The organism is Shewanella psychrophila (assembly GCF_002005305.1).
GTDB lineage: Bacteria > Pseudomonadota > Gammaproteobacteria > Enterobacterales > Shewanellaceae > Shewanella > Shewanella psychrophila.
In genome coordinates this window covers 1,810,905-1,827,114 of sequence record NZ_CP014782.1, presented here as the reverse complement: position 1 = coordinate 1,827,114, position 16,210 = coordinate 1,810,905, and the positions used below count along the sequence as shown (strand labels likewise).

Sequence of the window (16,210 nt, the reverse complement as noted above, 5' to 3'; positions counted from 1 at the left end):
CAGTGAAGTGCCATTCAGTATAGTTTTAGCTTATGCAGTGATCAGCACTCAACGATATTCACAGCCAAACCACCCTTTGCGGTTTCCTTATACTTACTGCGCATATCTTTACCTGTATCCATCATGGTCTTGATCACTTTATCCAGGGATACCTTGTGATTACCGTCTCCGCGTAGGGCCATACGAGAAGCGTTAATGGCTTTTACTGCGCCCATGGCATTTCTTTCGATACAAGGAACCTGAACTAGGCCGCCTACAGGATCGCAAGTTAATCCCAGATTATGTTCCATGCCTATTTCGGCTGCATTTTCAACATGTTCGACTGTGCCGCCCATTATCTCGGTTAACGCGGCTGCGGCCATTGAGCAGGCTACACCGACTTCTCCCTGACAGCCGACTTCAGCACCTGAGATAGAAGCATTCTTTTTATAGAGAATACCTATGGCTGCAGCAGTTAACAGGTAGCGGCAACAGATATCGTTATCCACTTCTTGTACAAACTTGTCGTAATAACATAAGACGGCCGGAATAATTCCTGCCGCGCCATTAGTGGGGGCTGTGACGACTCTATCACCAGCTGCATTTTGCTCATTCACAGACAAGGCAAATAGATCGACCCAATCCAAAGCGGTTAGGGGATCGACACTGTTTTTACCTTCGGCCTTTAGTCTGCGGTGCATGGCCGGAGCTCGACGTCTCAGTTTTAGTCCGCCGGGTAATAACCCCTCTTTCTGGTAACCACGTTCGACACAATTCTTCATTGTTTCCCAGATATGCCAAAGTTGCTCTCTGACATCAGCCTCTTCGGCGATACTCAGCTCATTTTCCATCATCAAAGCTGAAATACTAAAGCCATTGCTGTTACAAGATTCGAGCAATTGAGCCGCGCTGTCAAAATCATAAGGTGCAGATTTAATTGGCGCTGCCGGGGATGCATCTTGGGCTTTAATTTCATCTTGATCTAAGATAAAACCACCACCCACAGAGTAATAAGTTCTCTCAAAGATACATTCACCAGCCGAGTAAGCATACAAGGTCATGGCGTTAGCATGAGCAGGCAAACTTTTACGTCTGTGGTAAATAACGCCGGATTCGCGACTGAAAATAACGTGTTTTCCATTCGCCATCTGCAGTTGCTGATTTTGACTCACGTCCTTTAATATATTATCGATGCTATCAGTGTTGACTGTATCTGGGGCTTCCCCCATTAATCCTAAAATAACGGCTTTACCTGTGCCGTGGCCTTTGCCTGTTTGACCCAGGGAGCCAAATAATTCTGAGCGTAGTTCATCTGTACGTTCAAGCAGGCCAGCTTTATCAAGATCATTGATAAAGATGTTACCCGCTTTCATTGGACCCACTGTATGTGAGCTTGATGGTCCAATGCCTATTTTGAACATATCAAATACACTTATCATGCTTAACACCCTGTTTGTTATTGTTGTTTTATAATAGTTGCTACTATTAATATTAGTCTAAAATCCATTTGACTCATCAAGTTTCAATGGATTAAAGCTCTGGTATGTTATTCTACTCTTTGCTTGTTTAAACGATTCTGCGTGTTTAAAACTATGATCTGAAAGTATCCCATACTTTCTTAAATGACTTATCATGAGTTTTTTTAATAGCAAGTTTCAGATTAGCTTAGCTAAGGCAATAATTCTGTCCTAGAAAGAGCGAAACCAACATTTTATACTGTGTCTATTAGGATTATTTCTTATAGATAGTGATAAGAAATTCTTGTTAGATAAGTACCTTGAGGAGTAAGCGTGAGCTATTTAATGTTAGATCTTTTATCGACCCAAGCTAGTGAAGCCGAGCTAGAACAGCTCAAGCATCCCATGGTAGGAGGGTTAATTCTCTTTACACGAAACTTTGTCGATAGAGAGCAATTGATCGCGTTAATCAAATCTATAAGAGAGGTGAGATCCGATCTTATCATTGCCGTTGATCAAGAAGGGGGTCGAGTACAAAGATTTCGGGACGGTTTTACTCTGATTCCCGCTATGGGCGACTTATTGTCTCATGCCGGTGGCGATATGGTAAAGGCACAAGCTTGGTCTGTTGAATTAGGTTTTCTGATGGCCATTGAGTTATTGGCTTGCGATATTGATCTTAGTTTCGCTCCTGTACTGGATTTAGACAGAGTCAGTAAAGTCATTGGAAAGCGAGCATTTGGCTCGGAGCCTGAAATTGTGATTAGTTTAGCTCAGAGTTTTATTTCAGGTATGAATCAAGCGGGCATGGCCGCGGTGGGTAAGCATTTTCCTGGACATGGCAGTGTAGAAACGGATTCACACTTAGCCCAAGCGGTCGATGAACGCACGGAAGCCGAAATCCGTAATCTGGATATGATCCCTTTTAAGACGCTTATCGAGCAGCAGAAGCTTCAAGGCGTTATGCCAGCCCATGTTATCTACTCGAAAGTCGATCCCAATCCTGCGGGTTTTTCTTCTTACTGGCTTAAGCAAGTACTGCGAAGCGAACTGAATTTCCAAGGGGTTATCTTCTCTGATGATCTTGGCATGAAAGGGGCGGGTGTTGTGGGAGGCTATAAGCAGAGAGCAAAAGCGGCATTAGATGCCGGTTGTAATATGATCTTGGTGTGTAACGATGCTGCCGGGGCAACAGAAGTGCTCAATGAATTCGATTGGCCTAGCGGTGAGCCACATAGAGCGGCTACGCTTTTAAAACCTGATGTTGGCTTAGTTGCCCAAGGATTACAGCAAGAAGAGCGCTGGAAAAAGGCTAAGGCCTTGGCTGGAACATTTAATCAGTAAAGCTGCTCATATTTACCGGGGAATTTGATATAGCTCAACTTATTGACTTGTTAAGTTAGCTAAGGTGAATATTCGATATTATTAAAGGTAGCAAAATGATTCTCTACTTACATGGCTTTGATGCGACGAGTCCCGGTAATCATGAAAAGATGCGTCAATTGCAATTTATCGATAAGGATGTGCGCCTAGTGAGCTATAGCACTCAGTATCCCAAACACGATCTTCAGCAGCTGCTAAACGAAGTGAGTCGTCAATTACAAGAGTCAGATGATCCTGCACCCTTAATTTTGGGAGTGGGGTTAGGTGCATTTTGGGCCGAGCGTATCGGATTTTTAAATGGACTGAAATCAGTGCTAATTAACCCTAATCTGTCACCCGAGAGCAACATGGTTGGCAAGATAGATAGACCTGAAGAATATGCCGATATAGCCAGTAAATGTGTTGCTAGTTTCAGATCTAAAAATGAAGCTAAAGCTTTGGTCATTTTGTCTCGTTCAGATGATGTGAATAATAATGCTCAGGCTTTTGATGCTCTGAGTGATTATTATCAAGTCATTTGGGATGAAGACCAGCCTCATAAATTCCCGGTACTGGCGAGCCATTTATCAGAAATTGCTGACTTCAAGCTAGATTAGTTGTTATTCCGCTTTGTTTTAACGCTATCAGCCGCTTTCGAGCGGCTTTTTTATGATTGGCATCGAGTCAGCTATTAAAGATATTGGTTTCACACTGACATTAGCTAACTGGTACATCAGTATAAGATACTGCTTTATTCTTTAATACAGGTGATCTCGATCACATGTAATGTGAAAGTTAGATGAAAAATCTGGTTTTTGTTTAAATGTTATCTGCGTCAGTGTAAAGTGTCGGACGTGGTAACAATTGATACAATTTGATACCGCTACAGAATTTGTCTGTTTCAGACTCACCAATTTGCGTATGTCGCCCGATGCAGCTAGCCAACTTTAGTTAGCTGTTTTTTTTGTCTGTATTTTGCCTAGTCGACGGGTTTACGTTATCTTCAAAAGAGGGAACTTGGGGATTTCACCATGAAAAGAGTCAAGATAAGCGTTCAAGGAAAGGTACAAGGTGTTTGTTATAGGCGTTATGCTTTATCGAAAGCCAAAGCCTTAGGCTTAACCGGCTACGTCTCAAATGACGATGATGGTAGCGTTACTATCTTAGCTCAGGGAGCCTTTCCTGCGGTGGATAATCTGATCGATTGGTGCCAAATCGGCTCGCCTCAATCCCATGTTTCTGAAGTATTTGTCGAAGAAGATGAAGCTGATGAGATCTATTTAGATTTCTCGATTGTTCAGTCTTAATTAGAAAGTTATCATAAAAAGACCCGAAGCCAAAGGGCTTAGGATCTCTTTAATATTTATATTTTTCAAAATCTTATATCAATAAGTATTATTCTGATGTGTTGCCATTAAGTCTGTCTATGGGTTGCTGCATCTTTCTTATCTGAAGAATCATTCCCATTCGTGGATGATCGAAGTAATGGATCTCATCACTTCGAACTCGTCTGTTTTGCTTCATTGGGTAGGCATACAAGAAAGGTGAAGACAGATTGGCTGCACTGGGATTGAATTGAGCACTATCCCGCATCACGTCAAAAGTTTTAGTGCCTTCCTCTCTTAAATTTAATGCAGTTTCAACATAGAGGTAATGATCCAGATAGATGTTAATTGTACCATCGAGCTTCCAGACAGGCTTATGTTCAACGACGCCAAAACTGCCTCCTAGAAAGTCAAACTGAGGAACATTTGATTTACTCGCTTGGCTGAGAGTCGATTGACCATTAAGCTCAAAACGTGAAGAGTAGTCTTTCCCTGAGAAGATTTTCATGGGGGTGGCTCTGCGTCTGGGTTGCATCGCTTGCTGCCAGGTCATATGCAGAAGGCTCTTATTGCCTCTTTCTCTGGACAGTTTGCTGATGATGCTTTTGAATTGATTCTGAGCTGCGGATAACAGTACAGGAGAGCCACCCGGTACGCCATATTGATTCGATGACGCCGCGATGCTCCAAGGGATCTGAGAAGGGTGGTTCACCTGGGCTGAACTAACTTGTTGATTACACTCATCGGCTTTGGTGGCCCAATCATGGGCAGAACAGCCATCCAGGCCAAGGCTGGCACCCGTAATATTGGTGCTAAACAGTGGCGAAATCAGATCGACCATCTTCTTTGGATTTTGAAAAGAAACCTGCCCTTGGGCTTGCTCTTGAGGTTGTCCATTATTTCTTTCGAAGAGATAGACCTCAACTTCAAACCAACGCTCATTCTGGGCGTAGGCCTGCTGAGATAGAGAGAGTAGGCCTGCAATGATTAAAACAGTTTGTTTGAACACATTATTCTCCAAGACGATGTTGTGATAATTGCTCTAATAGCAATTTTACCAGTGCCAGTCTATCCTTGTGTGACTCGGCTGGAATGAGGAATTTTAACTTACTCGGGCCATCCATTCGATAGTTTTGTGGCTGACTTTGCAGTAAACCGATAATAAAGCCAGGATCGATACAGTGATCGTCATTAAATTCCAGACTGCCCCCCTTAGTGTGCATTTCAAGTTTTTTAATGCCGAGACTGGTGGCTAGATGCTTGTACAATGTCAGTTGCATCAGATTCTTAGTGGCGTCAGGCAGCATGCCAAATCGATCGATGAGTTCAACTTTTAGCTCATCGATGGCATTTTCTGAATCACAGTTGGCAATGCGTTTATAGAGAGATAAACGGATATTGACGTCATGGACAAAATCATCGGGAAGTAAGGCTGGAATTCGCAATTCTATCTCACATTGACGCCTGAGCATCTGACTGAGAGAGGGTTCTTTACCTTCTTTAAGTGATTTAACTGCATCTTCCAGCATCTCCATATAGAGGGTAAATCCTATCTTGGAGATATGGCCCGATTGTTCATCGCCTAATAGCTCGCCGGCACCGCGGATCTCAAGATCTTGGGTCGCCAGCATAAAGCCAGCACCTAAATCTTCTAAGGCCCCGATGGCTTCAAGACGTTTTCGGGCATCGGAGGTAATGCTTTTTGGGTGCGGGGTCATCATGTAGGCATAAGCCTGATGATGGGAGCGACCGACTCGCCCTCTAAGTTGGTGCAGTTGGGCTAAGCCAAAGTTATCGGCTCTTTCTATGACTATGGTGTTAGCCGAGGGCACATCGATGCCCGTCTCGATAATGGTGGTACAGACGAGTACGTTGAACTTTTGATGATAAAAGTCAGACATCACTCTTTCTAAATCGCGTTCCCGCATCTGGCCGTGAGCTGTCACCACCCGAGCTTCTGGTAGAAGCTCACGTATTTCGTTGGCGCGCTTCTCTATGGTGTCTACTGTATTATGTAGAAAATAAACTTGCCCGCCACGGAGGATTTCACGCAGCAAGGCTTCACGTATGGTGCTGAGATCGTATTCTCTGATGAAGGTCTTTACCGCGAGCCGCTTGGCCGGTGGAGTGGCGATGATCGACAGATCACGCATGCCCGACATGGCCATATTTAAGGTTCTGGGGATCGGTGTCGCCGTTAAGGTCAAGATATCTACGTTAGCCCGCAGAGCCTTAATTTTTTCTTTCTGCCTAACCCCGAACCTATGTTCCTCATCTATGACCAACAAGCCTAGGTTCTCAAAATCACCCTCTGAATGCAGTAGCTTATGGGTGCCTATAATGATATCGACTTTACCTTTACTTAGCTCATCCATGATCAGCTTCTGTTCTTTTGCTGTCTTGAAGCGAGAAATAACCTCAATCTTAACCGGCCAATCGGCAAATCTGTCTTTGAAATTCTCGAAGTGTTGCTGGGCCAGTAAGGTGGTGGGTACTAAGATAGCGACTTGCTTGCCGTCGTTGACCGCAACGAAGGCAGCCCTCATTGCTACTTCAGTCTTACCGAAGCCGACATCGCCACACACAAGTCTATCCATGGAGATGGGAGAGCACATATCCGTCATTACGGCATTGATAGAGGTCTCTTGATCTATGGTCTCTTCGAAGGGAAAACTATTGGCGAATTGTGCATACTCTTGCTCATCGACTTTACATGCCGTGCCTGGTCTAGCCTGTCTTCGTGCGTAGACATCGAGTAGTTCGACGGCGACATCGCGGATTTTTTCTACCGCTTTCTTCTTAGCCTTGGCCCATGTTTCATTGCCTAGTTTGTTTAAGTTAGCTTCTTCATCGGGCCCCACACTGTAACGGCTAATGAGGTGAAGCGATGACACTGGGACATAAAGCTTGTCACCGCCAGCATATTCTAACTTGAGGTATTCGGCGACAAGGCCACCGGTATCTAAGGTTTCCAGTCCCTGATACTTTGCGACTCCATGATCTAAGTGGACTATGGGTTGGCCGACTTTTAGCTCGGCTAAGTTTTTGACTAAGGCATCGCTACTTATTTGTTTCTGTCTGTCTCGGCGACGCTTTTGAGATATGCGATGACCGAATAGTTCAGTTTCACAGACGAGGCTAAATTTTCCACCTCGGCTCTTTTCTATGATACAGCCGTTAGAGAGGGGGGAGACGATGAGTCCAAGCTTAGTCTTTGAGGCGGTAAACTCCTCTATGCTGCCGAATCGTTTTGGCTTGATATCTATCTTACTGAGTAGTTCCAGTAAGGCTTCACGGCGCCCTTCTGACTCAGCACTGAAGAGTATGCTGGTCTCTTTGGTTGCATATTCTTGAAGCTGGCTCAGTGGCTGTTTTAGTTTATGATTGGCTGTCAGATCAGGCAGTTTTTCTAGCTTAGCTTGTTGCTCCTTATCTGAGGCCTTGCCGATCTTAAGCTGACTCCTTGGTAGAGCCTTAAAATTCGCGAAAACCTGTTCAGTGAGTAGATAGAGCTCTTTAGGTTCCAATAATGGGCGTAAAGGATCAACCCGTCTATCTTCATATCTCAGCTCAACTTCGCCTAAATGGGCCTTAGATGCGGCTTCGAGATCACCTATATTGACCAGTTGAGCATGTTCCGGCAGATAATCAAACAGGCTGGCTGTTTCGTCGAAAAATAACGGTAAATAGCTTTCGATCCCAGCAGGGAATATTTTTCGACTGACCATCTGATAGACAGATTCTGGTTCTTTAACCAAACGTTCGAAGCGTCGACGATATCTCTGCCTAAAGCCTTCAATTGCCTGATCATCGGTTGGGAACTCTTTCGCTGGTAGTAAGCGTATGGAGTCAATTTCCCCACTTGATCTCTGGCTCTCTGGGTCGAAGTGTCTGATGGACTCGACTTCATCATCAAATAACTCGATACGGAAAGGTTGCTCTGAGCCCATTGGGAATAGATCGATTATCGAGCCTCTGACAGCAAACTCGCCATGTTCATATACTTGCTCGACCAGATGATAGCCTGTGTTTACCAGTTGTTGTTTTACATCCTGAAGACAATAGTTATCGCCTTTTTTCAGTATAAGCACATTGCCAGCTAAGAATGACTTAGGAGGTAAGCGCACCATCAAGGTGCTCAAGGGAACGATAACCAGTCCCTGCTTGGCATTGGGTAACCGTGATAAGGTCTCTAACCTTTGGGATACCAGATCTTGGTGGGGGGAGAAACTGTCATAGGGCAAGGTTTCTCTGTCCGGGAAAAGCCACACCGGAAAAGTGGTTCCTTTGAGCAGATAATCCAGTTCGGATTCCAGTAACAGGGCTGTGGGTGTGTCGTGAGTCACAGCAACTGTGATACCGGCATGGTTTTGAACCAGGTTCGCTAAGGCGATGGCTTGAGAGGCACCGCCTAATGTGTATAGTGTTTGCGCTTTTGATGCACTTTTGACTGCGGGAGGCGTCAATATTGAGAAAGCTTTCATTCAGATGTGGCAAAAGAGTAGCGTCAAAGATGCCTGATATTGTAGAGGCTTACCGCCTCTAGTGCTAGAGAAAACTTATGAGCTGGCTTTCGCCTGTTTACGCAATTTAAGCTGCTTTTGTTGCACACTTAGGCTGGCTTTGACCAATTGCTCCACATCAGTCTCCAGTATTTGAGTAAACTCAAGACTGCTGATGTATCGGGAGCTAGCTTGACTGGTATCTGTATCTAGGGGCTCTGAGCTTGTGACTTTTACGAAGCATAATAGGGCGACCAACTCCTCTCGAATGTGTAGAGTTATCTTATACTGCTCATTCTCATTCAGAGGTGTCTCGCTAATGATCCGAATGCCACTGCCGCCAAAAAAGGCGCCTTGGTATTGCTCCCCATCATGCTGCTCACGCTCTAACACGTATTGTAGAATTAGGTCTATCTTACGAGATTGTAGCTTAAGATAATCCACCACAGTCTTAGCATCATCGTCTAAGTGCCTAAGTTGCAGTAAACAGTCTGATTCCAGGCTTTTTACATCGTTGATGAGCAGCAACCCCATAGGTAGCATGGCTCTTAATTCATATTCAGTGGGCAGAGCCTGTTCTTTGGGCCAAGGAGAAAGATAGGCAGTAAAGTCATGCTTCACACTAAAATAGGGAGTTGAGTCTGTGAACAAGGGATTTCCTCTTGTTTTTATATAGCTATTACCCCTATTATCGTGCGCATCTTAATGATTTAGCAAGGCTGATTATTTATTGGGCCTGTAGGACACTATGAATCTCGCGTTATCTTCACATATAGGTTTTCGTTATTGGCGTGCAAGAAAGGCTAATGGCTTCGCCTCTTTCATCACTTTCTTTGCGGTTTCAGGCATTTTACTCGGCGTGGCGGCACTGATTATTGTCAGTTCAGTGATGAACGGACTCGAAGGTCAATTGAAACAGCGAATATTGGGCGCCGTGCCTCAATTGACTGTGCATTCCCAAGCGCCTATCGAGCATTGGCAGAATAAGATTGCAGAATTAAGCGAGATCCCCGGTGTTATTGGTGTTACGCCCAGTATCTCTAATCAAGCCATGATCCAGTCCAGTAGTAACATAAGTGCAATTCAGGTTTATGGTATATACCCTGACTTTGAACATGATCTCTTAGCCACTATGCAGCGCAGTTTTAATGGCAGTTTCGAGCAGCTCGAAGCGGGTAAATACCGCATCGTCTTAGGTTCATTGCTTGCGAGGCGCCTGGATGTGTCAACGGGTGACAAGGTGAGGCTATTGAGCGGCGAGGGTGTCATCTATTCTCCTTTAGGTCCGGTGCCGAGTCAGAGAAATTTTGTGGTCGCCGGTGTGTTTGAGATGGGCTCTCAAGTGGACGCGAATCTGGCTTATGTTCATTATGAAGATGCCCAGAGACTGATGCGGCAAAAGCCTGGTGAGGTGAAGCATCTGAGATTCTACCTCGATGATCCCTTCAACGCCGCTAATTTGAGCACAGATGTGATAGCTGAATTTAGCAAAGACAATTTAAAGGTCACAACCTCGGACTGGCGTGATTCCTATGGTCATCTTTTTGGTGCGGTTAAGATGGAAAAGAATATGATGTCTCTTATGTTGAGTCTCATTATTGCCGTCGCTTCATTTAATATCGTGTCGGCTCTGGTGATGATGGTGGTTGATAAGACAGCCGATGTCGCCGTGCTAAAAACTCAGGGCCTGATGACATCTGATGTGATGGGTATATTTATGATCCAAGGATCACTCAATGCCATCATAGGACTCGTTTGCGGCCTGTTCGTTGGCATAGCAATCACATTGAACCTCAATATCATTTTAAATACCTTTGGTATTTCTGTGCTGGGGGCGGGTCAGTCTCTGCCAGTGCAACTGGAATGGAGTCAGATGAGTCTGATAGTCTTAGGCACTTTACTCATCTCATTTTTTGCTACCGTCTACCCTGCCATGAGAGCTGCAGGGGTACAGCCGGCCAATGCTCTGAGGTATGAATAGATACATTATGGATGTTAGATTTAAGGCATCTTAGATGCTACGTGGTCAATGACGTGGCTTGAATGAATTGAAGAATTAATGAATTGAAGAGCTAAAAAGATGCAAGAGTTATTACTGGAAGTAAAAGGTGTGACTAAGCGCTACCAAGAGGGCAGCGTCGATACTCAAGTGCTTAACGAGGTAGATCTACAGGTATTTAAAGGCGAGCAGTTGGCTATTGTAGGTACGTCTGGTTCGGGTAAAAGTACATTACTGCACATAATGGGGACCTTAGACTGTCCTACAAGCGGTAGCGTAACTATGTTAGGAGAAGACCTTTATGCATTATCGAGTCGGCGTCAATCGGATATACGCAATCAAGATCTAGGTTTCATTTATCAGTTTCACCACCTGTTACCGGAATTTACCGCATTGGAGAACGTTGCCATGCCAGCACTCATTCATGGGGTAAAACGAGAACAGGCGCACCAAGATGCTAAGGTGCTCCTCGAGCGAGTGGGCTTAGCTCATAGGCTAGACCACACTCCATCGGAGATGTCTGGTGGTGAACGTCAGCGTACTGCCATTGCCAGAGCATTGATCAATAAGCCTAAACTTGTGTTAGCCGACGAGCCTACGGGTAATCTGGATGCCGCCAGCGGCGAGGCGGTTTATGAGTTGATCCAGGAATTGGCAACTCAGTTAGGTACGGCATTTGTCGTCGTGACCCATGATAGTAAGTTAGCATCCAGAATGGACAGACAGTTACACATGAAAGATGGTTACTTGGGCGCTTTAGACATAGATAACCTCGGAAGTGAGGCTTCATGAGTTGTTTATTGTCGTTGTGTGTGGGAAGGGGCTTCTATCTAGCTCGTCAATCTGATCACTTCACAAGTGAGGCTTCATGAGTCGTTTATTGTCAATTTGGGTGGGATGGCGTTTCTATCTCGCTCGTCAATCCAATAGTTTCATCAGCTTTATCTCCTTTGCGTCCACCGCGGGGATAGCCTTAGGTGTCGCCGTGCTAATCGTGGTGTTGTCGGCAATGAATGGTTTTGAGCGAGAATTAGAGAACCGATTACTCGGCGTGGTGGCCCATGGCGAGCTTACTGGGGTGAACGAACCCATTCGTCATTGGCAGAAAATTGCCGATGACGCCGAGAAGATCCCGGGCATATTGGCTTCGGCGCCTTTCATACGACTGCAGGGCTTGGTGCAGAAACCTGGTGGATTCCAAGGTTTGAGTGTCTTAGGCATAGACACAGAACAAGAGCAGAAGGTATCTGTTATTTCTGACTTTATGTCTAAGAAGACCTGGTCGAAATTAGCCAGAGGCGATGAAAATAATATCGTGCTTGGCAAGGGGCTGGCCGATAGCCTAGATCTGAGTGTCGGAGACTCTCTGAGTCTCTATATGCCAGATGTCTCCCATCAGAGTCGAGATAGTAAAAGGATTACTTCGGCTAAGAGCCATCGCTTCGTGGTGGCGGGGGTGTTTGAACTCGGAGGTGAGCTGGATCTGACTACTGCCTATATTCCTATGAAATATGCGTCTTCTATCCTGGGCATGGGGCAAGGGGTATCTGGGGTCAGAATTAAGGTTGATCAGGTATTTGAAGCGCCCAGGTTGATCAGAGAGCTTGGCTATAGCCAAGACCAATACCTCTACCTCAGTGATTGGACACGGACACAAGGTAACCTCTATCAGGATATTCAGTTAGTCAGAGTCGTTATGTATTTGGTACTTGCCCTGGTTATTGCGGTGGCCTGTTTCAACATAGTGTCGACTCTGGTGATGGCGGTACGCGACAAGCAGTCCGAAATAGCAATATTATTGACCATGGGCATGAAGCGGGCCTCTATCATGATGATTTTTATCGTTCAGGGGGCCCTTAACGGCGTCTTAGGTTGCATATTGGGCGGTGTGTTTGGGATTATCATGGCAGAAAATTTAAGTCGTATAGCCAAAGGCATAGAAAATATTCTAGGAATAAAATTACTGTCGGCTGATGTCTATTTTATCGATTTCCTGCCTTCGCAGCTGAACTTATCAGATGTGTTTACTGTGCTAGTACTCGCCTTTACTATGTCGCTCTTAGCGACAATCTATCCAGCCTGGAAGGCCAGTAAAACTCAGCCAGCAATGGCGCTAGCAGGTCGTTGAGTTTGTTGGTTAATAAGCCGCCCACTGTGATTATCATTTTGGGCGCACCCAATGATGATGAGGGAAACCTTTCTCATTTCGCTCTTTCCCGATGCGATGCCGCTTTTACTCGGTTCAATGATGACAGGTCATTGAATTTTATCTGTACCGGAGGCTATGGTGATCACTTCAATCGCACTGAGCATCCACATGCCCTCTATTGTAAACGTTACTTGATGAGTTTAGGCGTGCCTGATGACCGATTCTTAGCCCTGGTGGAGAGCCGTTTCACTTTCGAAGATGCGAGCCTGTCAAAGGCTATATTGGATAAATATAAGATATCGTCGGCAGTTCTGGTGACCTCAGATTTTCACTTGAACAGATCCAAGTTTATCTTCGATGGTGTGATAAAATCTGTGTATTTTCAATATGTAGGAGCCAAAACTTGGTGCAGTGAAGCTGAAATGGTGAAGTTAGCTGCCCATGAAGCGAGTGTTATGGGCAGAGAAATTGTCAATTTGAACGCTTGGATGAATTCTACTCTAGATCTAAAGGCTTGATGACTGGGCCGTCTCTCACCATTTTAATCTTCACTTCAAACTGCTTAACTGTTTCTGCTCTTCCACTTGAGCAAGATGGAATATCTCCATAGTGTCTTGATCAGGAAATAGCCAATTAAGGCAAACACGGTTCCTAATACCAAGCAACCTAATATGAAGGGCGGGCCTATGGTAAATACAGAGGCTTCTACCCATCGCCAGGTTGCTTCAAATGCAAATTCTTGGGGCGGATGACTGAGTATCTTGGCTCCTAACATGTAGGCTGCATAGAACATGAAGGGCATAGTAACCGGATTGGTTATCCACACCAGTGCGACAGCTATGGGTAAGTTACAATTGAAAACAATGGCGAGAGCCGCAGCCAGTACCATTTGAAATGGCATGGGGATCCAGGCAACAAAGAGACCGATGGCAAAGGCTGCCGGGGCCGAGCGACGATTGAGTGCCCACAGATTCTCTTTATGTAACAGCTTTCCGAACATCTGCAAGTGTTTGTGATTCCGCAGAGTCTCGGGTTTAGGCATAAACTTTTCGATGAATTTTTTTGGCATAGATTGCAATTACTGTCTTAACTTATTCAGTATGAATCGATTTATGTTTGGCTTTAGCATTAGCATTTTATCCAGTCTCTTGTGGCCGGTGTTACCGTCAACTCCAGTATACATAGGCTCAGTCGTCGCCGGTATCATGCTGCTGAAACGAACTCCTGTCATTGCCGGAGTACTACTCGCCGTCGGGTGGATTTCACTTTTTGTTCAACTCTTATTGGTTGATGAACCACCGAACACAGTACAAAACATCATCGTGAGGGGCGAAATCATATCACTAGTTGGTTCAAACGGCGACTGGCTTAGTATGGATATTCGCCAATCGAATTTAAAAAGTGAGTTTTTTTTATCAAAAGTGCTAAGACTGAGTTGGAAGCAAGCCCCAAAATTGGCGATTGGAGAGCAATGGGAGTGGGTGGTAAAGCCAAAGCCCATCACCAGTGTACTAAACCAAGGGGGTTACAATCAGCAACGAAGTTTCCTGAGTCGGCATATAGTGATGAAAGGGAACGTGAAGTCAGGCACTAAGTTAGAAGGGGCGGTGTCCCTTCGAAGCAGGATTATTAATAGGTTAAAACCTGAATTATCACTTTTTACTCATGGTGATCTCATGTTAGCGCTCTTGCTCGGGGATAAGAGCTTGATTGATAGTGAAAGGTGGCGATCATTAAGAGTCTCAGGCTCAGGGCATCTGATTGCCATCTCTGGCTTACACCTTTCAGTGGTCACCACTTGGGTATTTTTTCTAACGCTATTCTCACTGACACGTTTTAAGCCTAGCCAAAGTCGGAAAAACATTTTGATAGCGGGGCTGTTATCAGCAGTCGCCGCTATTTCTTACGCTTACCTTGCAGGATTTTCCCTGCCGACACAACGTGCCCTCATCATGTTGCTCCTCTTGCTTACTATGGGGCTGATGAAACGTTTCTCCTCTCCTTGGGAACGTCTGCTTTATGCTCTTTTTCTTATTCTGCTTCTGGACCCTTTGAGTTGCATGAGTGCCGGATTTTGGCTGTCGTTTTCAGCTCTTGGGATCATTTTCTTTACGCTATCTAAATGGACAAGGGAGTCATCGAGCCATGAAGCCGAAAACGGATTTCGACTGAATATGAAAAATAAGCTCGCCATGTTCTGGTCTGTACAGTGGCGTTTAAGCCTGGGATTAGGCCTGATACAGGCATTACTCTTTGGGGGGATTTCAGCTTATGGACTGATCTTTAACCTTATTATGGTCCCTTGGTTTAGTCTGGTGGTTATTCCACTTTCATTCTTATGCTTCTTAATATGGGCTGGTGGACACATTTTTTCCGTGGAATTGACTCAGGTTTTTACTTTAGTAGACCTGAGTTTAGTGCCCATGAGCCAGGGGTTTAGCATGATTGAGTCTTTACCAGGTGCATGGGTGAGCATTTCGGGTCAGACCATAGCTTGCCTCATTTTTTTTATATTGGGGCTGTTCCTATTATTTCGGGTTTCACAGAATAGATGGCGATTTATCTCAATAATCTTATGCATGCCACTGCTGCTGAGCGTCTTGTTTGGGCTAGACACTCCAGCCCGAAGCGAGTGGCGATTACATCTATTGGATGTGGGGCAGGGGCTCAGCGCTGTGATAGAGAAGTCTGGTAAGGTTTTAATATATGACACAGGTGCTGCCTATGGTATTAACTTCAGTTATGCCGAGAGGGTTATTCTCCCATTTCTAAGATACAGAGGCCTAGATACTGTCGATTATCTGGTGATAAGTCACAGTGACAACGATCATGCGGGCGGCGCTAAGCTTTTAGTGAATAGCTTTCCCGATGCTCGAGTGATCACTGATATCTCTGAGTATTCGCAGCTTGATTGCAGACCTAAATCTATTCTCTGGCAGGGACTTAAGCTAGAAATATTGGCACCAGAGATCCCCAAAGATGGAAATAATGGCTCTTGTGTGTTGAGGGTGAGTGATGTTAAACATCAGTTGATGTTATCCGGTGATGTTGAGAAAGAGGGAGAGGTTTTACTTTTGGACAGCCAGAAAACCTTGTCTAGTGAAGTGTTAGTGGTTCCTCATCATGGTAGCCGGACCTCTTCCACTTCTGCTTTTATTAATAGTGTCTCTCCAAAGCTGGTCCTGATCCCTGCTGGATTCAATAATCGTTATGGTTTTCCTAAGAAAGAGGTTGTCGAGCGCTACTTGTCGAAGGGGGCACAGGTGTTGGTGACTGGGAGTGAAGGCCAGATCAGTGTGCTTTTTCGCCATGATGAACGACGTGTCAGTACTTACCGCGGCGATCTGGCGCCTTTTTGGTACAACAGCTTGTTTAGGTTTGGTGAGAATAACAATACAGAGTAGAATGCCTTTTTTGAATTATGAATAGACTCGTTA

Annotated in this window: 13 protein-coding genes; 8 read left to right on the top strand and 5 right to left on the bottom strand. The window is 45.0% G+C overall.

What is annotated here, in order from left to right:
* Window positions 1–41: 41 nt before the first annotated feature.
* On the bottom strand, window positions 42–1,418 hold the full coding sequence (locus tag sps_RS08125) for an L-serine ammonia-lyase (protein WP_077752074.1): 1,377 nt from the start codon (window positions 1,416–1,418) through the stop codon (window positions 42–44).
* A 351-nt stretch (window positions 1,419–1,769) separates the two neighbouring features.
* On the opposite strand from sps_RS08125, the gene nagZ reads away from it, so the two are divergent.
* The 3 genes from nagZ to sps_RS08110 all read left to right on the top strand — a co-directional run bounded on the left by nagZ (window position 1,770) and on the right by sps_RS08110 (window position 4,105).
* Complete coding sequence (gene nagZ / locus sps_RS08120; protein ID WP_077752073.1) at window positions 1,770–2,780, top strand: beta-N-acetylhexosaminidase; 1,011 nt, start codon at window positions 1,770–1,772, stop codon at window positions 2,778–2,780.
* Window positions 2,781–2,875: 95 nt separating this feature from the next.
* On the top strand, window positions 2,876–3,415 hold the full coding sequence (ycfP, locus tag sps_RS08115) for an alpha/beta hydrolase YcfP (RefSeq protein WP_077752072.1): 540 nt from the start codon (window positions 2,876–2,878) through the stop codon (window positions 3,413–3,415).
* A gap of 414 nt (window positions 3,416–3,829) precedes the next feature.
* The gene (locus sps_RS08110; protein ID WP_077752071.1) at window positions 3,830–4,105 is read left to right on the top strand and encodes an acylphosphatase; all 276 of its coding nucleotides are present in this window, start codon (window positions 3,830–3,832) and stop codon (window positions 4,103–4,105) included.
* A gap of 88 nt (window positions 4,106–4,193) precedes the next feature.
* Here the strand turns inward: sps_RS08110 and sps_RS08105 are convergent, their stop codons facing one another.
* The 3 genes from sps_RS08105 to sps_RS08095 form a co-directional block, all read right to left on the bottom strand.
* Window positions 4,194–5,132 (bottom strand): peptidoglycan binding protein CsiV, encoded by a 939-nt coding sequence (locus tag sps_RS08105; RefSeq protein ID WP_169915712.1) that lies wholly within the window; start codon window positions 5,130–5,132, stop codon window positions 4,194–4,196.
* Between the two features lies 1 nt (window position 5,133).
* Window positions 5,134–8,607, bottom strand: a complete 3,474-nt coding sequence (gene mfd, locus sps_RS08100; RefSeq protein WP_077752069.1) for a transcription-repair coupling factor — start codon at window positions 8,605–8,607, stop codon at window positions 5,134–5,136.
* A 75-nt stretch (window positions 8,608–8,682) separates the two neighbouring features.
* A complete protein-coding gene (locus sps_RS08095) occupies window positions 8,683–9,276 on the bottom strand; it encodes a hypothetical protein (protein ID WP_077752068.1) in 594 nt (197 codons plus the stop codon).
* Window positions 9,277–9,373: 97 nt separating this feature from the next.
* On the opposite strand from sps_RS08095, the gene sps_RS08090 reads away from it, so the two are divergent.
* The 4 genes from sps_RS08090 to sps_RS08075 all read left to right on the top strand — a co-directional run bounded on the left by sps_RS08090 (window position 9,374) and on the right by sps_RS08075 (window position 13,291).
* Complete coding sequence (locus tag sps_RS08090; RefSeq protein WP_077752067.1) at window positions 9,374–10,606, top strand: lipoprotein-releasing ABC transporter permease subunit; 1,233 nt, start codon at window positions 9,374–9,376, stop codon at window positions 10,604–10,606.
* Between the two features lie 99 nt (window positions 10,607–10,705).
* On the top strand, window positions 10,706–11,416 hold the full coding sequence (lolD, locus tag sps_RS08085) for a lipoprotein-releasing ABC transporter ATP-binding protein LolD (protein WP_077752066.1): 711 nt from the start codon (window positions 10,706–10,708) through the stop codon (window positions 11,414–11,416).
* A gap of 76 nt (window positions 11,417–11,492) precedes the next feature.
* A complete protein-coding gene (gene lolE / locus sps_RS08080) occupies window positions 11,493–12,752 on the top strand; it encodes a lipoprotein-releasing ABC transporter permease subunit LolE (RefSeq protein ID WP_077752065.1) in 1,260 nt (419 codons plus the stop codon).
* A gap of 26 nt (window positions 12,753–12,778) precedes the next feature.
* Window positions 12,779–13,291, top strand: a complete 513-nt coding sequence (locus sps_RS08075) for a YdcF family protein (RefSeq protein WP_237158031.1) — start codon at window positions 12,779–12,781, stop codon at window positions 13,289–13,291.
* Window positions 13,292–13,335: 44 nt separating this feature from the next.
* Here sps_RS08075 and sps_RS08070 read toward each other — a convergent pair whose 3' ends face one another.
* Window positions 13,336–13,842, bottom strand: coding sequence for a DUF2062 domain-containing protein (locus sps_RS08070; RefSeq protein WP_077752064.1), 507 nt, complete (start codon window positions 13,840–13,842; stop codon window positions 13,336–13,338).
* 31 nt (window positions 13,843–13,873) lie between these two features.
* Between sps_RS08070 and sps_RS08065 the strand changes: the two genes are divergently transcribed.
* Window positions 13,874–16,177 (top strand): DNA internalization-related competence protein ComEC/Rec2, encoded by a 2,304-nt coding sequence (locus sps_RS08065; RefSeq protein WP_077755600.1) that lies wholly within the window; start codon window positions 13,874–13,876, stop codon window positions 16,175–16,177.
* Window positions 16,178–16,210 lie beyond the last annotated feature (33 nt).